Origin of the sequence: Micromonospora sp. NPDC050417, from assembly GCF_044458865.1 — a bacterium.
Taxonomy (GTDB): Bacteria; Actinomycetota; Actinomycetes; order Mycobacteriales; family Micromonosporaceae; genus Micromonospora_G.
This window is the reverse complement of record NZ_JBITIH010000026.1, coordinates 1-22,628: the sequence shown is the minus strand read 5'-3', so window position 1 is coordinate 22,628 and position 22,628 is coordinate 1. Positions and strand designations below refer to the sequence as shown.

At 70.9% G+C, this 22,628-nt stretch carries 15 protein-coding genes; 3 read left to right on the top strand and 12 right to left on the bottom strand.

Annotated elements, in window-relative coordinates:
• Positions 1–30: 30 nt before the first annotated feature.
• Entirely contained in the window at positions 31–3,378 is a 3,348-nt protein-coding gene (locus tag ACIBF5_RS27620) for a S8 family serine peptidase (protein ID WP_396815803.1), read from the bottom strand.
• A gap of 241 nt (positions 3,379–3,619) precedes the next feature.
• Here ACIBF5_RS27620 and ACIBF5_RS27615 point away from each other — a divergent pair, with 241 nt between their 5' ends.
• The gene (locus ACIBF5_RS27615) at positions 3,620–4,177 is read left to right on the top strand and encodes a sugar O-acetyltransferase (protein WP_396815802.1); all 558 of its coding nucleotides are present in this window, start codon (positions 3,620–3,622) and stop codon (positions 4,175–4,177) included.
• Positions 4,178–4,271: 94 nt separating this feature from the next.
• On the opposite strand, the gene ACIBF5_RS27610 is transcribed toward ACIBF5_RS27615, so the two are convergent.
• The 8 genes from ACIBF5_RS27610 to fdxA form a co-directional block, all read right to left on the bottom strand.
• Positions 4,272–5,195 (bottom strand): DUF559 domain-containing protein, encoded by a 924-nt coding sequence (locus ACIBF5_RS27610; RefSeq protein WP_396815801.1) that lies wholly within the window; start codon positions 5,193–5,195, stop codon positions 4,272–4,274.
• A 126-nt stretch (positions 5,196–5,321) separates the two neighbouring features.
• Positions 5,322–8,423: a putative bifunctional diguanylate cyclase/phosphodiesterase gene (locus ACIBF5_RS27605; protein ID WP_396815800.1), complete on the bottom strand. Its 3,102-nt coding sequence runs from the start codon at positions 8,421–8,423 to the stop codon at positions 5,322–5,324.
• A 217-nt stretch (positions 8,424–8,640) separates the two neighbouring features.
• Complete coding sequence (locus ACIBF5_RS27600; RefSeq protein WP_396815799.1) at positions 8,641–9,291, bottom strand: nucleoside/nucleotide kinase family protein; 651 nt, start codon at positions 9,289–9,291, stop codon at positions 8,641–8,643.
• A gap of 10 nt (positions 9,292–9,301) precedes the next feature.
• Positions 9,302–9,973: an SIMPL domain-containing protein gene (locus ACIBF5_RS27595; protein ID WP_396815798.1), complete on the bottom strand. Its 672-nt coding sequence runs from the start codon at positions 9,971–9,973 to the stop codon at positions 9,302–9,304.
• An 88-nt stretch (positions 9,974–10,061) separates the two neighbouring features.
• The gene (locus tag ACIBF5_RS27590; protein WP_396815797.1) at positions 10,062–11,213 is read right to left on the bottom strand and encodes an acyl-CoA dehydrogenase family protein; all 1,152 of its coding nucleotides are present in this window, start codon (positions 11,211–11,213) and stop codon (positions 10,062–10,064) included.
• Between the two features lie 97 nt (positions 11,214–11,310).
• Positions 11,311–15,261, bottom strand: coding sequence for a ThuA domain-containing protein (locus tag ACIBF5_RS27585; protein WP_396815796.1), 3,951 nt, complete (start codon positions 15,259–15,261; stop codon positions 11,311–11,313).
• Positions 15,262–15,579: 318 nt separating this feature from the next.
• Positions 15,580–16,686, bottom strand: a complete 1,107-nt coding sequence (gene dapC / locus ACIBF5_RS27580; protein ID WP_396815795.1) for a succinyldiaminopimelate transaminase — start codon at positions 16,684–16,686, stop codon at positions 15,580–15,582.
• Positions 16,687–16,742: 56 nt separating this feature from the next.
• On the bottom strand, positions 16,743–17,069 hold the full coding sequence (fdxA, locus tag ACIBF5_RS27575) for a ferredoxin (RefSeq protein ID WP_170208586.1): 327 nt from the start codon (positions 17,067–17,069) through the stop codon (positions 16,743–16,745).
• Between the two features lie 78 nt (positions 17,070–17,147).
• On the opposite strand from fdxA, the gene ACIBF5_RS27570 reads away from it, so the two are divergent.
• Positions 17,148–18,188: a GNAT family N-acetyltransferase gene (locus tag ACIBF5_RS27570; protein WP_396815794.1), complete on the top strand. Its 1,041-nt coding sequence runs from the start codon at positions 17,148–17,150 to the stop codon at positions 18,186–18,188.
• Between the two features lie 24 nt (positions 18,189–18,212).
• Here the strand turns inward: ACIBF5_RS27570 and ACIBF5_RS27565 are convergent, their stop codons facing one another.
• The 3 genes from ACIBF5_RS27565 to mshB form a co-directional block, all read right to left on the bottom strand.
• Positions 18,213–18,677: a hypothetical protein gene (locus tag ACIBF5_RS27565; protein ID WP_396815793.1), complete on the bottom strand. Its 465-nt coding sequence runs from the start codon at positions 18,675–18,677 to the stop codon at positions 18,213–18,215.
• 71 nt (positions 18,678–18,748) lie between these two features.
• Entirely contained in the window at positions 18,749–19,195 is a 447-nt protein-coding gene (locus tag ACIBF5_RS27560) for a hypothetical protein (protein WP_396815857.1), read from the bottom strand.
• Between the two features lie 35 nt (positions 19,196–19,230).
• Positions 19,231–20,172 carry an N-acetyl-1-D-myo-inositol-2-amino-2-deoxy-alpha-D-glucopyranoside deacetylase gene (mshB, locus tag ACIBF5_RS27555; RefSeq protein WP_396815792.1) on the bottom strand — a complete coding sequence of 314 codons (942 nt, stop codon included), beginning with the start codon at positions 20,170–20,172 and terminating at the stop codon, positions 19,231–19,233.
• 96 nt (positions 20,173–20,268) lie between these two features.
• Here mshB and ACIBF5_RS27550 point away from each other — a divergent pair, with 96 nt between their 5' ends.
• Positions 20,269–22,488 (top strand): prolyl oligopeptidase family serine peptidase, encoded by a 2,220-nt coding sequence (locus ACIBF5_RS27550; RefSeq protein ID WP_396815791.1) that lies wholly within the window; start codon positions 20,269–20,271, stop codon positions 22,486–22,488.
• The last annotated feature ends 140 nt before the right edge of the window (positions 22,489–22,628 follow it).

The following is a 22,628-nucleotide window of genomic DNA, read 5'->3' as shown; positions in this document are numbered from 1 at the left end:
GGCCACCATCGGCCGGCACCCGCCTCCCGGTTACTTCAGCTTGTAGGCACGGATCACCTTCTGCGTGACGGTGTTACCGGCCGCATCGGTCGCCTTCGCGCGCAGCGACACGTACGCGGCCCCGTTCGGGTGCCGTACGCTCGCCGTCCAACCGGACTTGCCGGCCTTCACGGACGCGTTGCGCCAGGTCCGCCCGTCGTCGTAGGAGACCTCCACGGTCAACTGCCGCACCTGTGCCGACGGGGCGTCGGGCTGCCGCGCGACGGTGATCGGGATGTCGAACTCCCGACCGTCCGGGGCGGCGTTGCCGGCGTCGAGCTTCGGTGCGTACCGGATCGCCATCGCGGGCAGCTTGGCGATCTCGTCGGCGGGCACCTCGCCGGAGCGGAACGTCCACGCCACCTCGGTCGCGGTGGCCAACTCCGCGACGTTCCGGGTGGCCGAAACCGTCAACCGGTAGTCGGCCTTGCCGGCTGGCACGTCGAACTTCCCCCAACCCGGGTCCGCGACCTCGTCGACCAGCGTGCCGTTGCGGTAGAGCGCGGTCCGCGCCGTCTCGGTGAGCGAACCACCGGGGTTCCCCGCCGCGTCACTGAAGATCGGAAGGTCGACCCCGATCGTGTTGCCCTGACGGAAGAGGCCCTGGTCCGGCCAGCGCGGCTCAGGGAAGGACGGACCGTACGGAGCGCCGTTCCACACGTTCTGGTAGTGGCGTCCGGCCTGGTACCGCGCCGCGACCGGCAACTGCAACACCGTCTGGGTGGCCGGGAATCCGTCGGCGTCCGGCAGGCTGAACTCCAGCGCCTGGTCCCACCGCACACCGTCGTCGGTGTTGTAGTACTCGACCCGCTGCCCCGGTACGGCGACCGGCAGCCCGACCGCCCAGCCGCCGGTCGGCTCCGGGTAGTCCGCGAACGCGAACCGGTAGACGGTCTGGCCAGGCGCGGCACCCCGGAAGTCGTTCTTCACCGTGGCAAGATCCCGGTCCCGGAAGTGCCGGGCGTAGCCGGTCGGGAACCGGCCGGGAATCACGTCGCTGAGCCCGTAGAGGTAGCGGCTCTGCGCGAACTGTCCGTCGACGCCCGGATCCGCCCACTGGCTGCCGATACCGCCTCGGAAGGCCGAGGAGCTGCCCGTCCCGACATGTGCGGTACGAAGGCCGTCGAAGGAGAAGGCGAGCAGGCTGGAGCCGAAGCCGCCGTCCAGGACGGTCCAGTTGGCGGAGATGTCGACCAGGGCCGGTGCGGCCGACGGATCGGGCACGGTCACCCGTACCGGTCGGCCCTGGCGCGCGTCGAGAGTGACGCTCAGGTTCCGGTCGACGACCAGTTCCGGCTGCGCCAGCATCGTGGCGTCCACCTGCTCCTCGCCGCGCAGGTAGAACAGCACCGCGTCCAACCCGTAGCGGCCCTTCGGCACCCGGACGGTGGCGGTGCCGTCGTCGTCGTACACGCTGGTGTAGGAGAACCGGTCCAGTCCGATCAGTGAGCTGCCGTACTCGGCGGTCGGGGCACCGGTCTGGTCGATGTACGTGAAGGTGAGGTCGTAGCTCTCGACCTCCTTGTCGACGCCGATCGGGGTGGTGACCACGGTCGACCCGGCGGTGGCGGTCAGGCGGCCGGACCAGTAACCGTCCGGGCCGGCGACGCTGGTGTCCGCGGTCACCGTGACCGTCGCCTCGCCACCGGCGGGTACGGTCACCTGGTTGGCGCTGACGCTGAACAGGCCGGACGGCAGGGACGCCCCTTCCGGGCCGATCACCTGGAGCGCCAGGTCGAGGGTGCGGGCGGCGCTGCCGGAGTTGTGGTAGGTGACGGTCCGGCTGACCGGCGCGTCGTCCGCGTGCGGCCAGACGGCCCGCCCGAAGGAGAGACTGGCCGGGTCGGTGGTCACCGGTTGGGTGATGGCGCGGGCCACGTCGACCCGGCCGGCTCCCTGCTGGTACGCGGTGAGCGTCGGATCGGGCTTGGCCGAGGCCGTCAGGGTTGACTTGAACTGTGCCGCGCTCCAGTCCGGGTGCTGCTGTCCGAGCAGCGCCACGGCACCGACCACGTGCGGGGTCGCCATCGAGGTGCCGGAAGCGGTGACGTAGTGCTCGCCGACCGGCGTACCGAGCAGGGTTCCGGCGCCCTTGGCCGCGACGATCTCCACACCGGGTGCGGTGATGTCGGGCTTCACCGCGCTGTCCCCGACTCGGGGTCCCCGGCTGGAGAAGCCCGCCAGTTTGTCGTCGCGGTCGACCGCACCCACGGTGAGGGCGGCGTCCGCGCTGCCCGGCGAGCCGACCGAGGCGTCCGAACCGTCGTTGCCGGCGGCGATCACGAAGAGCGTGCCGGTCTGCGCGGTGAGGGTGTTGACCGCTTCCTCGATCGGGTCGATCTCCGGCCCGTCGTATCCGCCGAGGCTGATGTTGACCACGTCCGCCTGCTTCTCCACGGCCGCCCACTGGAGACCGGCGAGGATCGCCGACTCGGTGCAGCCGTAGATCTCGCAGACCTTGCCGGAGACCAGGGTGGCGTCCGGCGCCACGCCCCGGTACTTCCCGGCGGAGGCGGCGCCGCTGCCGGCGATGATCGAGGCGACGTGGGTACCGTGCCCGACCAGGTCGCGGGGATCGGTCTCCTCGCTGAAGTTCCGCGCCTCGGCGACCCTGCCGACCAGGTCCGGGTGTTCGACGTCGACACCCGAGTCGAGCACGGCGACGGTGACCCCGCTGCCGGTGAACCCGGCCTGGTGGGCGGCGGGCGCACCGATCTGCGGCACGCTGTGGTCGAGGGTCAGCTGCCGTTTGCCGTCCAGCCAGATCTTCTCGATCCCGGCGGCGGTGGCGGTGCGGGCGCTGCCCTGACCGGTGGTGACCCCGGCCCAGAAGTCCGTGGCCTGGTCCTTGGCGGCGGTGACCGCGGCGCCACCGATCGCCGGGAGATCCCGGGTGACCCGGGCACCGGTGCCGCGCAGGGTTCCGGTGGCGGAGGCCACGGCTCCGTCGCGGTAGGTGACGATCAGTGGCAGGTTGTCCCGCGCCGCGTCGTGGTAACCGGCCTGGACCAGCCCGGTGACGTCGAAGAGGCGGCGGTCGAGCTGCCCGGAACCGACCAGCCGTGCGGCGTCGCGCGGGATCACGTACAGGTGGTCGGCGTCGCGCTGGACGATGAACTGGATCTTTTCCCGTCCCTTGGCCGGCTGCACCGAGCCGGTCAGGGCGTCGGCCGAGGCGAGCGTGATCCGGTCGCCGGTGAGCAGGGTGACGGTGACGGGTCGGGCCTGCGCCCGAGTGGTCGGTTCTGCGGTCGGCGACGTGGCCGCCGGTACGGGACTGGCCAAGCCGGCCGAGCCGGTGCCGAGCACCAACCCGACCCCCAGTGCGACTGCGGTCAATCTCCTCGATACCTGCAACGAAACCTCCCCGGTCGACATCTCGTGGATGTCAGGTCCTGCATGGACACCGGTCAGCATTGCATACCGAGTATGTATCTGATACCCCTGACACTATCTAGAATTAGACCATTCAATCGCTTGTGATCATTTCCGAACGCTCTACCCACATTCACCAAACGATCATCCCATCCATCGAGATCAGCCTATGTGGATCATCCACGGCACCGGCAGAGGAGAGGCTGTGGCCTCGCACAAGGCACGGATGCTCGCGGGGGAGCTCTACCTCGCCGACGACCCGGAAATCGTCGCCGACGCACAACGCGGGGCGCGACTGATGGAACAGTTCAACGCGACCACCGTCGATGAACCGGAGCGGCGGCGGCACCTGCTCACCCAACTGCTTGGCGCGGTCGGCGAAGGAGTGGGCATCCGGCCGCCGTTCTACTGCGATTTCGGCTACCACATCAGCATCGGCGACGGCACCTTCGTCAACTATGGCGCGGTGTTGCTCGACGTGGCACCGATCATGATCGGCGCGGACGTGCAGATCGGCCCGAACGTGCAACTGCTGACGCCGACCCACCCGATCGAGCCGGAGCCACGCCGGGCCAAGTGGGAAGCGGCCAAGCCGATCACCATCGGCGACAACGTCTGGCTCGGCGCCGGCGCCATCGTCCTCGCCGGCGTCACGATCGGCGAGAACACGGTGGTGGGTGCGGGCTCGGTCGTCCCCCGTGACCTTCCCGCCAACGTCGTCGCCCTCGGCAACCCGGCCCGGATCACCCGCCGCCTCACCTGACGCCACCCCCTTCGGAGGGTCGGCACACCTCCCATGATCATTGCGTCGCTGGCTGTTCTCCCGAGGCCCCTGAACACAGCTAGCGCCGCATGGATCAAGCTCCGCCGCGGTCCAGTCGACGGGCAGCCAGGATGGCGAGGACCTCGCGGCGTACCTCGGCGGGTTCGTGGACCAACCGGCGGTGACTGAACCGGACCACCAGCACACCGAGCGTGGCCAGCAACGCGTCCCGGCGCAGATCGATCTCCCGTTGCCGCCGGTCACCGTGCCAGGCGGCGCCATCCAGCTCGAAGTCCACCCGCTCACGTTCGGCGTACACGTCCAGGTCGAAAACCCGTCCACCGACCCGCAACCGCTTCTGACGTCGGAAGGCCGGCATGCCCGGGCCGCTGAAGACACGCTCGTGGCCCCAGATCTCCAGTGGGCTGCGGCAGCCGATCGCCAACCGCTCCAGCAGCGCCCGGAGTTCAGCGCGATCCACCAACCTCGGGGCGGCCAGCAGGGCCTCTCCCAGTCTCGCCACGGTGGTCACCCGACCGTTGACGGCCTCGATGACCACCGCTCGCCGCTCGTCGGCCGGTAACAGCGGCCAGCAATCGACGATCGAGCGTTCCAACCGGGTGACGGGCCTGCCCTGCCGACGCAGCACGTGCGGCGGTGCCGGCTCGAAGCCGTCCACCCGGTGCAACACCAGGGCCGAGGACGCCCGCAGCCGTACCGAAGCGGGCACGGTCATGTGCATCGGAGCATCCGGTGCCGGACGACAACGACCCCAGAGCGCGAGCGCGGTGGTGTGGCTGAACGCCCCTCGCCCTCCGATGTAGGCGAGCGCCGCCCGGTGCCGGAGCGCGACCTCGTCCGCGCGGCCCGCGTCCAGGTAAACCCCCGGCAGGATCCGCCGCAGACTGCCGGACCGACAGGCGTTGTCGATCGCCCACCTCGGCGCGACCCGTTCACTTCCCACGCGGGTGACCATGCCTCCACCCACCACCAGTAGCGCCCGAAGACGATGGTCCATGACGACGAGGTTCCTCGGACAACGACACGTCGGCGACCCGCGACGCCGGTGCTGTGGATACAGACACGAGGCTGTGGACAACCGCCTGATCGAGGAGGGAGGTGCTAGGAACTCCGTCGGTGCCGGTCAGGCGCGTTGGATCGGGGCCGGGCTGCGCCGCTCGGGGCCCCACCGGGTGGCATCCTCCTCCGCCAGCGGGCGGGAGAAAAGGTAGCCCTGGCCGGAGGCGCAGCCCATGTCCATCAGCAGCGTCCGTACCACCTCGGTTTCCACCCCCTCGGCGATGATGTCCAGGCTCAGGGTTCCGGCCAACCGGATGATGCCCTCCAGCAGCAGCAGTTGCCGGCGGGAGGAGGCGACGGTGGCGGTGAACGAACGGTCGATCTTCAGTACGTCGGCCGGCATCTGCTGGAGGTAGCTCAACGACGAGAAGCCGGTGCCGAAGTCGTCGATCGCCACCCGTACGCCCAGGGTGCGCAGCTCGGTCAGCTCGGCCCACACCTGGTCGTCGTCGCGGAGCAGCAGACTCTCGGTGATCTCCAACATGAGCAGGGTCGGCGGTACGTCGGCGACGCCCAGGGCAGCCCGGACCCGGTCGACAAAGCCGCCCGCGCGCAGTTGCCGGGCGGAGACGTTGACACTGACGTACGGCGTCGCCGACGGGTCCCGGTTCTGCCGCCAGCGACCGGCCGCGGCGACCGCCTCGCGGAGCACCCAGTCGCCGATCTGCTCGATCAGACCGGTCTCCTCGGCGAGCGCGATGAACTGATCCGGCGGGACGAGACCCCGACCGGGGTGGTGCCAGCGCACCAACGCCTCGAAACCGGAGGCGGCACCACTGTAGAGGTCGACGATCGGCTGGTACTCGACCATGAAGCTGCGCCGCTCGACCGCCTCCGCCAGGGCGGTACGCAGTTCCAGCCGCTGCACGATCGCGGTGTGCAGCTCCGACTGGTAGCGGCACCAGCGCCCCTTGCCACCACCCTTCGCCACGTAGAGCGCCAGGTCCCCGTGCTTGAGCAGCTCCCCCGCGTCGGTGGCGTCGGCGCTGGTGGCCACGCCGATGCTGACCGAACCGTTGACCAGGGTGTCACCGACCGCGAGCGGCTCGGCGAGCGCGTGGACCAGATCGTCGGCGATCCGCTCGGCCTGCTCGGCGTTCTCGGCGTCCGGCACCAGTACGGCGAACTCGTCGCCGCCGAGTCGCGCCACCATGCCGGTCGCGCCGACCAGTTCCCGCAACCGCTGCCCGACCGCGATCAGCAGCCCGTCGCCGACCGCGTGCCCGTGTGCGTCGTTGACCGAACTGAACTCGTCCAGGTCGATGCAGAGCACGCCGACCGTACGGCCACTGCGGCGGGCGTGACCGACCGCCGCGTACACCTGGTCCTGGAAGGAGGCCCGGTTCGCCAACCCGGTGAGCACGTCGTGCAGGGACCGGTGGGTCAGTTCCCGCTCCAGCCGGCGCCGTTCCGTCATGTCCCGCATGGTCACCACCACGCCCCGCACGGTCCGGTCCCGGCGCAGATCGCGGCAGCTCACCTCCAGGTGGATCCGCTCACCGTCCGGTCGCCGTACGGTCCAGTCGGCCCACTCGCCGCCCGACGACCGGGCCGGATCCAGCAGGTCGTCGATCAGCTCCCGGTCGTCCGGGTGCACCACGGAGTTCAGCTCGGCACAGTCCGCCGGCTCGATGCCGATCACGGTACGGACCGAGGGGCTGGCGTACCGGATCGACCGGTCGTCGTCGACGACGAGGATGACATCGGTGGCGTTCTGCACCACGCTGCGGAAGTATGCCTCGGTGTCCCGCCGGCTGATCTCCTGGCTCAGCCCGATCCGTTCCAGCGCGAGCGCCACCTGCGCGGCCAGCACCTCCAGCGAGTCGCGCAGCCCGGCGAGGACGGTCTGGTCGGCGGCGACCAGCAGCGCGCCGACTCGGGGCACCCCGGTGGCCCGCTCGTCGAGCACCAGTGGACAGAGCACGGCGGTGCTGAACTGGCCCAACTGTCCGGCCAGTGCCGGCTGGAGCATGCCGACCCGCAGCAGTCTGGTGCGGCGGGCGGTGGCCGCGCTCGGCGCCGGGTAGTACGTGGAGGGTTCCGCGACCGCCGGCCCCCAGATGCTGGTCGCGGTGGCCGGCACCCCGTCGGCCCGGTTGACCGTGAACACCACCCGGTGCGGGGCGTGCTTCGGCACCAGCCGGGCGACGGCGGCCCGTACCGCCCGGTCGACCTCGCGGGCGGCGGTGGCCGACACCAGGTCGGCGGCGGCCTTGCGCAGGCTCCGCTCGCGGCTGACCACGAGTCGGTGTGCGTCCGCCGCGTCCGCGAGGCGGCTCAGCACCAGCACGAACATCACTCCGGAGACGACGGCGATCACCGTGCCGTCGTGCACCTCGCCGGTCACCGCCTCAAGCAGCAGCACCGCCGGGGCGAGTACGGCGGCGAACCCGAGCAGCACCAGTCGGAGCCGTCCCACCTCGGTCTGGCGTGGCTGGGCGGGCACGGTCAGCCGTGTCATCCGGGGGTGCAGGGCGGCGGCGCCCCAGCAGACGGAGAAGGTGAACCAGCCCAGTTCGACCGGTCCACCCGGCTGCCAGCCGCCGTTGTGCAGGGCGATGCCGTAGCCGAGGTCAGCGGCGAGCATGCCCGCGGCGCCGACCAGCAGCAGTACCGCGGCCGGGTTGATCGGTGTGGCGGTGAGCAGCCGCGCGGTGGCCGCCAGCACCAGCAGGTCGGCGAAGGCGAACGCGGCCAGGGTCGAACGGCTGAACGGGTTGAGCCCGGGGCCGTCGAGGTAGGGGCCGAGCACAAAGATCCAGAGCAGGAATCCGCCGGCGGTACAGAAGATCAGAAAGTCGAGGAACTGTGATCGGTCACGGGCGACAATGTTCGAACGGGTGAGTCCGAGTAGTCCGGCGCCGATCAAGGGGAACATCAACAAATAGGAAACATCCGCGGCCGATGCCGGCGCGTCGCTCGGCAACGACGCATCGAGACTGTAGAGGGTGTCGCCGACGGCGAGCAGCGCCATGCCCGCGGAAAGCAGCCACCAGGTGTATCCGCGTTGCGGGCGATGCCACCGTACGCCGACCAGCACCGCAGTGGCCCCAGCCAGCCCCACCAGCGCGAACAGGAGGGTACGCAGCGCCGGCACGGCGAAGAAGCAGCCGACCAGTACGCCCATTCCCACCGCGTACCGGGTCAATACCTTCCGAGCGGACACGGGCCTCCTGTCGATGTTCGAAACCAACGTACCGAACTCGCCTAATCGACGTCGTCCGCCCGGTTTACCAGTCCTCGATGCGGTTCGCTATCGCCGGGGTGGGCAGTGGTTGGCGACGATGAGTGTCCGGGTCGCGAACACGACTCCCCCGCGTACGACAATTACCTGCGTAACACTGGTCATCGGTCCAGTCAACGATCACCCGGCAACCGGGACGTCAACCCGCGAGTCGTACGACCACATCGGAGCGACCGGCGGTGGTCTCGATCAGATCGGCGTTGACCTGGTCGGTGCCCCGGGCCCGGGTGGCCGCCTCGGTCGCCGACCGGCCGAAGCCGATGTGCCGGTCGGTCAACCGGCGCAGCCGCTCCCCCGCGTCGAGGTCGAGGAACCACACCTCGTCCAGGAGCCCGCGCAGCTCGTCCCAGGGCGGGGCCGGCACCAGCAGATAGTTGCCCTCGGTCACCACCAGCCGCACCTGCGGCGGTACGGCGATCGCACCGGCGATCGACTCCTCCAGCTCGCGCCGGAACTCGGGCGCGTAGACCGTGCCGCCGCCCCCGTCGTCGCCCCCGGTACGAATCCGACGCATCAGGGCCACGTAACCGGCACCGTCGAACGTGTCCAGGGCGCCCTTGCGGTGGTGCCGGCCGAGTCGGCGCAGCTCTGCCTCGGCGAGGTGGAACCCGTCCATCGGCACCAGCGCCGCCACCGGGCCGAGCGCGGCAACCAGTCGTTGGGCCAGGGTGGACTTGCCGGCGCCCGGCGCACCCGCGATGCCGAGCAGTTGTCGCGGGCCGGCGTCGGCCAGGGCACGGGCCCGCGCCACCAACTCGTCGAAAGTGTGCGGCTGCGCCGGTACGGACACGGCGGCCGGCTCAGTCGCGGGGCTCGGCGAGCACCGTCGGCTCGCTGATGGTGAACCGTGCCTCGATCGCGGCCTGGATCGTCTGCACCTGCGGGTCGAGGTCGAGGTCGGGCACGCTGTCCAGCGCGCCCTTGCCCCGGAAGCCCTGCGCCGAGCCGACCATCATCATCGGCTGGTGCTGCTCCACCCCGGGGTCGGCGAGCTGGACCAGGGCGATCACCCGGGCGCCGAGCGCGTCCGCGTACTCCCGGGCCCGGTCGACGGCTTCGCCGATCGCGGCCCGGCGGACCTCCCGGTACACCGGGCTCTCCGGTCGCAGCGCCCACCACGGGCCGGCGATCTGGGTCTGGTCCTCTTCGCCCAGTCGGAGCATCAGCTCACCCAGCACGCTGAAGTCGGTGACGGTCACCGTGGTGGTCACGCTGCCGTTGTAGCCGATCACCCGTTCACCGGAGCGCTTGGTCTGGGGGTAGACCCCGAGCTGGCCGGTCTCCCGTCGCTCGATCGCCGGTCCGTACGAGTCGATCAGCACACGAACCGCCTCGGCTCGCTCGGCCAGCCGGGTCAGGGTGGTCGGCCTGTCCCGCTCCCGCACGTTGACGGTCACCGCGAAACGCGCCAGCTCCGGCGGCACCTCACGAAACGCCTCGCCCCGTACCGCCACCACCGGACCTTCGACCATGGCCCCCACCCTAGGGGCAACCGCCGGACTTTGACATGCCGAGCGGCACCGCGATCCCGGCGCTGGCGGGTGACTGACGGGCCGCCTACTACAGCCGTACGGTGACGACCGGCTGGTCGAGCAGCACCCCACCGACCAGTTCCCGCACCTCCGGGCCGACCAACGCGTGCTGGGTCGCCACGTGCACGTCCCGGAAGCAGCGCTGCAACGGGCTCGACGATCGGATGGAGGCGGCCCCACCCCCGTGGTAGACGAGGTCGACGGCGTGCGCCGCGCTCCTGGTCGCGTACGCGATCGCCAGCCGCAGCCGGGCGCGCTGCTCGACCGGCACGACCTCCCCGGCCGCTGCCCGGCGCCAGCAGTTGGCGATCTCACCGACCAGGTACGCACGCCCGGCGCCGAGGATTCCCTCCGCCTCGGCGAGCGTGGCCCTGATCATCGGCTTGCCGGCCGCCGGCTGCCCGGTCAGCGGGTCATGCTTCTCCCCCGCCACCCGGGCGAACTCGTCCAACGCGGCGCGGGCGATGCCGAGCGCCACCGCACCGATGCCGAACGCCAGCAACCCGAACACGGGGAACCGATAGAGCGGCCGGTCCTGACGTGCCGGCCCGAAGATCGAGAACGAGTACGCGTCCGGGACGAAGACGTCGACCGCCTCGATGTCGTGGCTGCCGGTGCCGGCGAGCCCGACCACGTCCCAGTTGTCGTGGATGGTGAGGTCGGCGGCGGGCATGACCACGTGCCGTACCTGCGGCATCCCGCCCGGTCCGGTGACCGGTCCCGTCTCGTCGAGCACCACGCAACCGCCCACCAGGTGGGTGGCGTGCCGGCTGGCGCTGGCGAACGACCAGCGACCGCGTACCCGGTAGCCACCGGGCACGATGGTGGCCCGGCCGGACGGCGCCGCGACCCCGGCGATCAGGAACCGGGGGTCGGCGAGCAGCTTCGCCGCAGTCGTCTCGTCCAGGTATCCGAGGGTCACACCGGTGGCGGCGCCGATCATCGTGCACCAGCCGACCGAGCCGTCGGCTCGACCCAGTTCCTCGAACACCTCGAACATGGTCAACGGGTCGGCCTCGACACCACCCGCCGCGCCCGGTGCGGCGAGCCGGAGCAAGCCCAGGCCGATGAGGTCGTCGACCAGGTCCTCCGGCATTGCCCGGTCGCGCTCGATCTGCGGAGCGAGCGCCCGGATCCGGGCGGAGCGGGCACGAACATCGTCGATCAGTCCCGTTGGCATGGCCGCCAGCATAGGACGGTGGGCGGCAACTCGGGTGACCGTCGAACGCCGGTGTGGCCGGCACGGGAGGTCCCGTGCCGGCCACAGCGTGGTGGTGCTAGCTGCTGTACGCCTCGACCTCCCAGAGGGAGTGGCCGTAGCCGGTCCCTCTGGCGGTGCCGTTGATCCGCAGGTAGCGGCCGTTGGCGCCGAGTCCGGTCAGTTCGTCCACTCCGCCGTTGGCCCCGGTCACCGAGCGCACGGTGGTCCAGGTGTTGCCGTCGTTGGAGGTTTGGATCTGGTACGCGCTGCTGTACGCCGCCTCCCAAGTCAGCTTGACCCGGCCGATGGCTGTGGGGGTGCCGAGGTCGACCCGGATCCACTGCGGGTCGGCGAAGAGCGACGACCAGCGGGTGGTGAGGCTGCCGTCGACCGCCTGGGCGCCGGACATGCCGGCCGCCTCGTTACTGGAGGTGAGCGTCGGCTTGTTCAGCAGCAGGTTGGTGGTCGGCGGGTTGCTCGGCCCGCCGGTGCCGCCGTACACCTCGAACTCGAAGAGCGAGTAGCCCCACCCGGTACCCCGGGTGGTGCCGTTGAGTCGCACGTAACGACCGCTGCCGGTGAGGCCGGTGAGGTCGTCGACCCCGCCGTCACCGCCGGTCACGCTCCGGATGGTGGTCCAGGTGGCCCCGTCCGGCGAGGTCTGGATCTGGTACGCGCTGCCGTACGCCGCCTCCCAGGTGAGCTTCACCCGGTTGATGTCGTACGTGGCGCCGAGGTCGACGTCGATCCACTGCGGGTCGCTGAACGCGCTGCCCCAACGGCTGCCGGCCACCCCGTCGAAGGCGTTTCCGGCGACGAAGGCGTCCTGGATGCTGGAGGACCGGGCCGGCTTGTTCAACGCCAGGTTGCTGCCCGGTTCCGGTTCCGGATCCGGGTCGGGGTCCGGCCCGGGGCCCCCGGGTTGGGGCGAGAGGGTGAACTGGTCCACGTCGAAGTACGGACCGGTTCCCTTGAAGACCAGGTAGAGGGTGCGGGTGCCGGTCGGAGCGGTGACGCCGCCGGTGACCGTCGCCCACGTCGTGTACCCGCCGGTCGGTACCACCGTGGCCGATCCGACCAGCGGTCCGGTGGGTGAGTCGACCCGCAGTTCGAGGGTTCCGCCACCGCCCGCCGGGGCGCCGACCCGGGCGCTGAACGACTGGATGCCGGTCAGGTTGTACGGGGTGAACGAGATCCAGTCGTTGTTGTCGACGTACCCGATCGCCCCACCGCCCTGGGCGTTGCCCGGGTTCGTGATCTGGATGCCGCTGGAGTCGCCGAAGTGCTCCGCCTGGCGTACCCGTGGTTGCAGCACCGCCTGGGCATGCGTGGTCAGCGCGGGCTGGCCGCCGCCGCCAAGGTCGGTGTACTCGGCGTCGATGATGCCGAAGATGTTCGCGGCGGTGTCGTGCTCGCCGTCGGCCGAGGTCTGGATGACCCCGGTGCAGCCCTGCACGCTGCCGAGCTGGTGCCCGTGCGAGTCGTGGCCCAAGACATAGTTGACCTTGACACGGGCACAGTTGATCGCGCCGTCCTGGGCGTCGGTGACGGTCACGGTGAACGGGACCGCGTCACCGAAGTTGAACGTGGACCCGTTGAGCGGGGTGTTGATGGTGACCACCGGCGCGCTGTTGCCGACGGTGACCACCACGCTCGCGGTGGCCGTCTTGCCGGTGCTGTCCCGCACCGTCAGGGTCGGGCTGCGTACCCCGTTCGTGGTGTACGTGAAGGTCGGGTTCGCCACCGTGGAGTCGGTGGTGCCGTTGTTGTCGAAGTCCCAGGCGTACGTGATCGGGTCGCCGTCGGGGTCGAGTGTTCCGGCCGAGGAGAACGCCACGGTCAGCGGCGCCACCCCGCTGGTCGGGGTCGCGGTGACCCTCGGGGTCGGGGCGCGCCCTTCGCGGGCGTACTCGATCCGGTAGAGCGCGGAGTTCGCGTCGCCGTTGAACCAGCCGGTGCCGTAGTCGAGGACATAGAGGGCGCCGTCCGGGCCGAACTCCATGTCCATGACCTGCGTGCCGGTCCACGGGAACGAATTGATCTTCAACGGCTCGCCGGCCGCGTCGATCTTGATGTTCTTGATCCAGCGTCGGCCGAACTCACCGGCGAAGTAGGTCCCGTCGTAGTACTGCGGGAAGGCCACGTCCGACGTGGACGCCGGGTTGTAGCGGTAGACCGGCCCACCCATCGGGGAGAGCCCGCCGCCGGTGAACTCCGGCGGGGAGCCGGAGCCGCCGTACGGCAACCAGGCCGGTACGGCAGCCGGAAGCTGGGTGATACCGGTGTTGTTCGGCGAGTTGTTCACCGGGCCACCCGCGCAGTTGAACTTCGGACCCGACGGCCCGCTCGGGAACGTGTAGTCGTTGTACGCGTCGTTGCGCGCGGTGCAGTACGGCCAGCCGTAGAAACCGGGCTGGGTGATCCGGGCGAACTCCACGTTGCCCGCCGGTCCCCGGTTCGGGTCGGCGGTGCCCGCGTCCGGTCCGTAGTCACCGAGGTAGACCACGCCGGTGGCCTTGTCGACGCTCATCCGGAACGGGTTGCGGAAGCCCATCGCGTAGACCTCGGGCCGGGTACGCGCGGTGCCGGGCGGGAACATGTTGCCGGCCGGGATGGTGTAACCACCGGCCGCGCTCGGCTTGATCCGCAGCACCTTGCCGCGCAGGTCGTTGCTGTTCGCCGAGGTCCGCTGGGCGTCGAACGCGGGGTTGCGGTCGGCCCGCTCGTCGATCGGGCTGAACCCGGACGAGTCAAACGGGTTCGTGTCGTCGCCGGTGGAGAGGTAGAGGTTGCCGGCCGCGTCGAAGTCCATGTCACCACCGACGTGGCAGCACATGCCCCGACTGGTCGGCACCTCCAGGATCAGCGTCTCGCTGCCCAGGTTGATGGTGTTGTCGGCGTTGACGGTGAACCGGGCCAGCCGGTTGACCCCGTTCCAGGCGGCGAACTGGGCGGGCGTACCGGTTGCCGGGGCACCTCCGCCAGGGGTGTTGAGCGGCGGGGCGTAGTAGGCGTACACCCAGCGGTTGGTGGCGAAGCCGGGATCGGCCTTGATGCCCTGCAAGCCCTCCTCGTCACCGGTGTAGACCGGCAGGGTGCCGGCGATCTTGGTGTTGCCGGCGACGTCGGTGTGCCGGATCGTGCCGTCCCGCGAGGTGTGGAACACGCCCCGGTCGGGGAGCACGGTCAGGCTCATCGGCTCGCCGGTCTCGGCCACCCCACGGGCGAGCGTGACCTGCTGGAAGTTGCTGTTGACCGTGCCGCCGCAGTCGGCCTGCACCGCGCCGGCCGCGCCCCGGATCCCGCCGAGCAGGTGCCGGCGGAAGTTCGCGTCGGCGTACGACGCGTCGGTGTGCCCCATTCCGGTGTACCAGGACCGGCCGCCGCCGTAGTTGTGGCACCAGCTGATCGGGTGATCGGCACCGTTGCTGCCACCGGTGTAGCTGGTCTCGTCCAGAGTGGCGAGCACGTGTACGTTGCCGCGCGGGTTGGTCCGGTAGTTGTACCACTCGTCAAAGCGCGACCAGCGCTGCGGCAGACCCGTGGTCGACGGGTGCACCTGGTCGGCGACCTTGACGGTCGCGGTCTGCTCGGCCGGGTGCGAGGCGAACCAGGCACCGACGAGCCCGCCGTACCAGGGCCAGTCGTACTCGGTGTCGGAGGCCGCGTGCACGCCGACGTAACCGCCACCGGCCGCGATGTAGCGCTCGAACGCGCCCTGCTGCGCCGCGTTGAGTACGTCGCCGGTGGTGGAGAGCCAGATGACGGCGTCGAACCGGGCCAGGTTGGCATCGGTGAACTGGGCCGAGTCCTCGGTGGTCTCGACGGTGAAGTCGTTGGCCGCACCGAGTGCCTGGATCGCGGCGATGCCCGGGGTGATCGAGCCGTGCCGGAACCCGGCGGTCTTGGAGAAGACGAGCACATTGAACGCGGCGGCGCTGGCCGCCGGTGGTGCGGCGACGATGCCGCCCACCACGAGGACCGCGCTCAGCACACCGCCGAGCCACGATCGCAGTGATCTACGCACGTGAGTCCCTTCCTGATCCGATGGAGGACGGCGTGCGCCGATCACGCCCTTGCCGGTGGTGCCGTCGAGAGCGCTCTCTCGCACCTCCCCGACGCGCCGACGGCCGGTGAGAGTGCGAGGTATGCGCATACATCGTTACGGCTCGGTTGCGGGCTCGTCAAGGATTGTTTCGGCAATCCTGAGAGCGCTCTCCAATCGGCCGCGATGGACGTGACCAGCGAAGATCCATTACAGATTTCCGGTCACAAAATCGACCGACGACGAACTCCCGGGACCTCCGGAACGGCGGCCGGGCCGCCGGGCGCCGCTGGCGGCTGTTCAGCCAGCGAGGCGCTCGGCGGCGGCGGCGATCCGCTCGTCGGTCGCGGTGACCGCGAACCGGACGTGCCGCGAACCGGACGGCCCGTAGAAGGTGCCCGGCGCGACCAGGATGCCGCGCGCGGCGAGCCAGTCGACGGTGGCCCAGCAGTCCTCGTCGCGGGTGGCCCAGAAGTAGAGGCCCGCGGTCGAGTGGCTGAGCGTGAAGCCCGCCCGCTGCAACGCCGGGCGCAGCACCTCACGGCGGGCGGCGTAACGGTCACGCTGCTCCGCCACGTGCGTCTCGTCGCTCAACGAGGCGACCATCGCCGTCTGGACCGGCTCCGGCACGATCATGCCGGCATGCTTGCGTACCGCAAGGAGGCGGTCCACCAACGCCGGGTCACCGGCGACAAAACCGGCCCGGTAGCCGGCGAGGTTGGAACGCTTGGAGAGCGAGTGCACCGCCAGCAGCCCGTCGTACGACCCGCCGCTGACCTCGGGTGCGAGCACCGAGACGGGCGACGACTCCCAACCCAGGGTCAGGTAACACTCGTCGCTGACCACCACCACACCGCGTTCCCGCGCCCAGTCGACGACCTTGCGCAGATGCGCCGCCGGCAGCACCCGCCCGGTCGGATTGGACGGGGAGTTGACCCAGATCATGCGTACCCGGGGATTCGGACCGATCGCGGTCAGCGAGTCGGCCCGGACCACGGTGGCCCCGGCGAGCCGGGCGCCGACCTCGTAGGTCGGGTAACAGACCTCGGGGATGACCACCACGTCGTCCGGCCCGAGGCCGAGCAGCGTGGGCAGCCAGGCGACCAGTTCCTTCGAACCGATCGTGGGCAGTACGCCAACCCCGGCGGGGTCGGCACCGCAGTTACGCCCCGCCCAGTCCGCGATCGCGGCCCGCAGCGCCGCCGTGCCGGCGGTGAGCGGATAACCCGGCGCGTTGGTGCCGGCCGAGAGCGCGTCCCGGATCAGCTCCGGCACCGGGTCGACCGGGGTGCCGATGGAGAGGTCGACGATCCCGTCGGGATGCCTGCCGGCGACCACCTTGGCGGGCGCCAGCAGGTCCCAGGGAAAATCGGGTAGGCCGTTGATCCGGCTTGCCGCCGCACCCACCGGCCCACCTCCGCTCCCACCACCGGGGGTCGTCCCCCCACCGGTCGGTACGCCGCTCAGTGTCCCTCTCCGCGCCGCTCCTGCGCCGCGACGAAGGTCGCGTCCTTCTCCACCTTGCCGATCTTGGACGCGCCGCCGGGCGAGCCGAGGTCCTCGAAGAACTCGTAGTTCGCCGACGTGTAGTCCTTCCACTGCTCCGGCACGTCGTCCTCGTAGAAGATGGCCTCTACCGGGCAGACCGGCTCACATGCCCCGCAGTCCACGCACTCGTCGGGGTGGATGTAGAGCATCCGGTTGCCTTCGTAGATGCAGTCGACCGGGCACTCCTCGATGCATGCCTTGTCGAGCACATCGACGCACGGCTCGGCGATGATGTAGGTCACCGATCTCTCCTCCGCAAGCTACGCCGCGATCAACCGCGACGGTAAGAGCCTAGTATCTCGCCGAGGAGGGGGGCGATCGTGCTCCGACGGCAGGATCTGGGACACCGCGTGGTAGTCCGTCGAATTGTAGGGGTTCGTGACAACCGACCGCTCTTCACCGACTCCCTCGGCGAGCTGGTCGACCTCACCGAGACACACCTCACCCTCGCCACCGCACGCGGAAAACTTCGGGTGCCGCTGGACGAGGTGCACCGGGCGAAGCGGGTGCCGGCGGCCCGGCGGCCGAACGCGACAACGGTCGTCGCCCTGGAACTCGCGGCCAACGAGGCCTGGCCGGCGCCGGTACAGGAACGGCTCGGCGACTGGCTGCTCCGCGCCGCCGACGGCTGGACCGGCCGGGCCAACTCGGCGTTACCGGTCGGCGACCCGGACCGTCCCCTGGAGGCGGCGATCGACGCGGTCTCCAGGTGGTACGCCGACCGAGGCCAGACGGCAATGATCAACACGCCGCTACCGCTCGCCGCTCCGGTCGGGGCAGCGCTCGACGAACGCGGCTGGACCAGCCGAAGTCCGGTCCTGGTGCAGACCACACCGCTGACCGCCCTGGTGGCCCGTACGCCGGTCCGGGCCGATCTGGCCGAGGTGGAGCTGGCGACCAGCCCGTCGGACGAGTGGCTGCGGCTCGCGGCGGCTCGCAAGGCCGCCCACGCGGGCGTCGCACCCGGGCCCGACCCGCTCGACCTGCTTCCGGCCGCGGCCCGACACGTCCTCACCGCCGTCGACCAGGTCCGCTTCGCCCACCTGTACGCACCAACCGGCGACAACTACGCACCAACCGGCGACAACGGCGGGAAACTGATCGCCGTCGGCCGGGGCACGGTGACCGGAGCGGGCCGCTGGCTCGGCCTGACCAGCATCGAGGTCGTGCCCGAGGCCCGCCGACAGGGGTTGGCCCAGCACGTGATCGGCGCACTGGGCAGGTGGGCGGCCGAGCGCGGCGCGACCGACGTGTTCCTCCAGGTCGAGGAGGTCAACTCGGGCGCCGTGGCGCTCTACCGCCAGCTCGGGTTCACCACCCACCACACGTACCTGACCCGGGTGGCACCACCCGCCTTGTAGGCGGGTGGTGCGACACCCATCGCGTCAGCGGCGGACGACCCGACGCGGCTTGGCCAGCTTGGTCTCCGCGTACCGCTTCAGCGACTGGGAGCGGTAGTCCAGGCCCAGCGCGGTCACCAGCAGGAATCCGAGCAGGGTGCCGGCACCGGCGAATCCGGCATAGAGCCAGATCTGGGAGAAGAACTCCCCGGCGCCGTTGGCGAACGGGTAACTCCCGCTGATGAACGGGCCGACGATGACGGTCAGCGCCATCGCGCCGAGTACCGCGACCGCGACGTCCCCGCCCCAGCGGGCGACCGGCTGCCGCCGCGCGTACACGAACGCGATCACGGCCAGGATCAACCCGATCACACCGAACATGATCAACGACACCCGGTCCGCGGCCTCGACGTCGTCCTCGAACCCGAACTGGATGACCAGTCGAGCGATCACGTTGATCAGGAAGAACACCGCCGCGAGTACGCCGACCGGCAACCAACGGTCCTTCATCGCACGCCTCCAGAAACAGCCGAGTCCCGTACCGCTGGAAGATATCTACCACCCGTAGCTGGGAGGCTCCATCAGCTAGCCGGTCGGCTCGGCGGCGGAAGCGGGCCGAGCGGGCGGGAGACGATCAGCTTGAACGCCATCGCGGCGAAGGCCATCGAGCCGGCGAAGATCATGACGACGCCGACCCAGTTGTCCCCGGCAAGCAACACGTCCCCCTCGGTGGTCTTGATCGCGGCCACCGCCATCAGCACGAACCAGGGCACGGCCGGCAGCGCCACCGCCCACCGCCGCCCCACCGTCCGGTACGCGAACCAGCCCAGCACCAGGTTTGCCGCGATCGCGACCAGCACGGACACGCCGATGAGCTGACCACCGACGCGGAGCGTGGCGAGCAGCAACTCCAGCGTCCCGGTCACCAGGGCGGCGATCACCGCCAGCACTCCCCCGGCGATCCGCAACAGCAGGTCGAGCAGACGGACGAGCCCCGCCCGACGCGGCGGTCGGGGCTCGACGGGCATCTCGCCGGAAACCGGCGTCGACGGACTGGACAGCGTCACCGCGCTCCGCTCTCCGCCAGCGCCTCGGCTCCGGCCTCCGTGGCCGGTTCCGCCGCCGTGGGCTCCAGGCCGGCGAAGAGGTCGTCCTCCCAGCCGTACGGGCCGGATCCGGACCCCCGCTCGCCGACCGCCAGGGTGTAGTACTCCACGCCCATGAACTCACCGCCGAAGTTGCCGGCGATCGAGTAGAGCCACGAACTGGCCGGGATCTGGGTGGCGTGTGCCCGCATCGACGCCTCCTTGGCGGCGTGCTGGTCGGTGCCGTCGATCCGGGCCGCGATCTCCTCGTCCGGGGTGCCGAACGGCAGGTCGTCGAAGCGGTCGATACCGGCGAACGGGTTGTCCGAGGACTCTCCGAACGCGGCCATCCCCGCCTCCAGCACACTCTTCGGCATCGCCGTCCAATAGATCTTGACTGGTCCGAACCCCTCGGCCGTGGCCAGCTCCGCCGCGCGCATGGCGACCCGGTGTGCCTGGATGTGGTCCGGATGTCCGTAGAAGCCGTTCGGGTCGTACGTGACGAGCACCTGCGGCCGTACCTCGCGCATGATGTCGACCAGGTACCCGGCCGCCTCGTCGAGCTCCGCCTGCCAGAACGCCCGTGGATGGTCGTTGGTGGCGAGCCCCATCATGCCCGAGTCGCGGTAACGGCCCGCCCCACCGAGGAACCGGTGGTCCGACACCCCGAGGGCGGCGCACGCGGCGGCGAGTTCGGCGACCCGGTAGCCACCGAGCTGATCGGCGGCGTCCGCGGCGAGCCCGGCCAGCGCCGGTACGTGAATTTCGCCCTCCTCGCCGAGCGTGCAGGTCACCAGGGTGACCTGTGCCCCGGCGCGCGCGTAGTGCGCCATCGTCGCCCCGGTCCCGATCGCCTCGTCGTCCGGGTGTGCGTGTACCAGGAGAAGCCGCCGGGCGGCCAGGTTCGTCACGGCAGTCACTCTACGCGTCCGCGATCGATCACCCAGCAGGTCGACGTATGGACACGATGAGCAGCTCAGCCCCATCATCGATCGCGCCGGCCTACGATCGGCGATGTGGAATATCCGGAACTGGCCGCCCGTACCCGCCGGTTCAGCCACGGCGCACCACGGTCGGTGACGGTGGCCTCCGACGGCTCCCGGGTGGTCTTCCTCCGGTCCGGCGGCCCCGAGGATCCGGCCGACGCGCTCTGGCTGTTCGACGTCGCGTCGGCGACGGAACGACTCGTCGCCGACCCGGCCATCCTGCTGGAGAGCGATCCGAGGGACCCGCTCACCACCGTCGGGCTGCCGCCGGCCGAGCGCGCCCTGCGGGAACGGCAGCGGCTGCAGGCCAGCGGCATCGGCGGTTACGCCACCGACCCGGCCGCCCGGGTGGCGGTCTTCGCCCTGGCCGGTCGCCTCTTCCGGGCCGACCTGGTGCAGGGTGACGTGGTCGAGGTCGCGGTCACCGGGCCGGTGATCGACCCCCGCCCTGACCCGACCGGTGAACGGCTCGCGTACGTCACCGAGGGGCCCGCCAGCGCCGACCGGACCGGCCTCCCGGGCCGCCCACAGAGCCCGAACGGCGGCAACGGCGGGCGCTGCGGCGGGCAACTACGGGTGATCGAGGCTGACGGCACCGACAACCTGCTCGCCGGTGAGGAGGCGGGCGTCAGCTGGGGACTGGCCGAGTTCATCGCGGCCGAGGAGTTCGCCCGGTACCGCGGCTACTGGTGGGCGCCGGACGGGCGGTCCATCCTCGCCGCCCGGGTCGACGAGTCCCGGCTGCCCCGCTGGTACCTGCACGACCCGGGTGATCCGGCGAGCCTGCCGCGCAGCGTCGCGTACCCCCGGGCCGGGGGGCCGAACGCCGAGGTCAGCCTCCACCTGCTCGACCTCGATGGCGGCTGGGTCGACGTGCACTGGGACCGGGAGACCTACCCCTACCTGGTGTCGGTGCACTGGGCCGACACCGGACCGCTGATCACCGTGCTGCGGCGGCTGCAACAGCACGGCCTGGTGCTCGCGGTCGACCCCCGTACCGGGGAGACCCAGGTGCACGCGGAACTCGCCGACCCCCGCTGGGTCGAGCCGGTCGCCGGCACTCCCCGGCACCTGCCCGACGGGCGGGTGCTGGTCGGCGGCGAACTCGCGCACGACGGCTACGACGCCCGCTGCCTCTTCGCCGACGGCACCCTGCTCACCCCGCCGTCGCTCTACATCCGCCGGGTGGTCGGCCCCCTCCCAGCCGGCCCGGGAGCGACCGACCTGCTGGTCGAGGCGAGCGACGGGGAACCGAGCCAGCAACATCTGTTCCGGGTCCGGACCGCGATCGGCGGCGGGGTGGAGTCCCGCCGGCTGACCGCCGACCCGGGCTGGCACACCGGGGTCGTCGGTGGCGACGTACTGGTGGTCGGCTCCGCCTCGCTCGACCACGCCGGCACCCGGTGGACCGTCTGGCGCGGCGAACGCGAGCTGAGCACGTTGGGCACGCTCGCCGCGACCCCGCCGTACTCGCCGCGCCCGGTGCTGGAACGGGTCACCGACCGCCGGCTACCCACGGCCGTGCTCTATCCGCGCAGCCACGTCGCCGGGCGCCGGCTGCCGGTGCTGCTCGACATCTACGGCGGACCGGGAGTCCAGGAGGTGCTGGCGAGCCGCGCCCGCTGGCTGGAACGGCAGTGGTGGGCGGACTCCGGCTTCGCGGTGGTCACCGTCGACAACCGGGGTACGCCGGGAGTGGCGCCCTCGTTCGAGAAGGTGATCCACCGGCGGCTCGCCGACGTGATCCTGCTCGACCAGGTGGATGCCCTCACCGCGCTCGCCGAGAAGCACCCGGACCTCGACCTGGGTCGGGTCGCCGTACGGGGCTGGTCGTTCGGGGGCTGGCTGGCCGGGTTGGCCGCGCTCTGCCGCCCCGACCTGTTCCGCTGCGCCGTCGCCGGGGCGCCGGTCTCCGACTGGGCCATGTACGACACCGCGTACGCCGAGCGGTATCTCGGGCTGCCGGACGACAGCCCGGAGGTGTACGCCCACCACTGCCTACTGGAGCTGGCCGGCGAGCCTCCGGTCACCCCGGACGACGCCCGGCCGATGCTGCTGGTGCACGGAATGGTCGACGACAACGTGGTGGCCGCGCACACGCTGCGGTTGTCGGCCGCGCTGCTCGCCGCCGGCCGTCCGCACTCGGTGATCCCACTGACCGGCGCGACCCACCTGGCCGGGGACGGTGCCGCCGAACGTCTGCTCCGGCTGGAACTCGACTTCCTCCACCTCCACCTGCGAGAGATGTAAGGAGGGGCCCCGGATTAAAGCGAAGGGGTAATAAGGGGGCCCTCCGGACAAAGACGGGGGGGACGAGGGGGGGAGCCCCGGGGGGCCCCGCGCCACCGACCCGGAGGCGCCGGCCCCCCGGGCCCCCCCCACCCCCGGGC

Coding starts and splice junctions, on each gene's coding strand:
- ACIBF5_RS27610 (WP_396815801.1), bottom strand. CDS start 5,195: ATGGACCATCGTCTTCGGGCGCTACTGGTGGTGGGTGGAGGCATGGTC.
- ACIBF5_RS27595 (WP_396815798.1), bottom strand. CDS start 9,973: ATGGTCGAAGGTCCGGTGGTGGCGGTACGGGGCGAGGCGTTTCGTGAG.
- ACIBF5_RS27590 (WP_396815797.1), bottom strand. CDS start 11,213: ATGCCAACGGGACTGATCGACGATGTTCGTGCCCGCTCCGCCCGGATC.
- ACIBF5_RS27565 (WP_396815793.1), bottom strand. CDS start 18,677: ATGAAGGACCGTTGGTTGCCGGTCGGCGTACTCGCGGCGGTGTTCTTC.
- ACIBF5_RS27560 (WP_396815857.1), bottom strand. CDS start 19,195: ATGCCCGTCGAGCCCCGACCGCCGCGTCGGGCGGGGCTCGTCCGTCTG.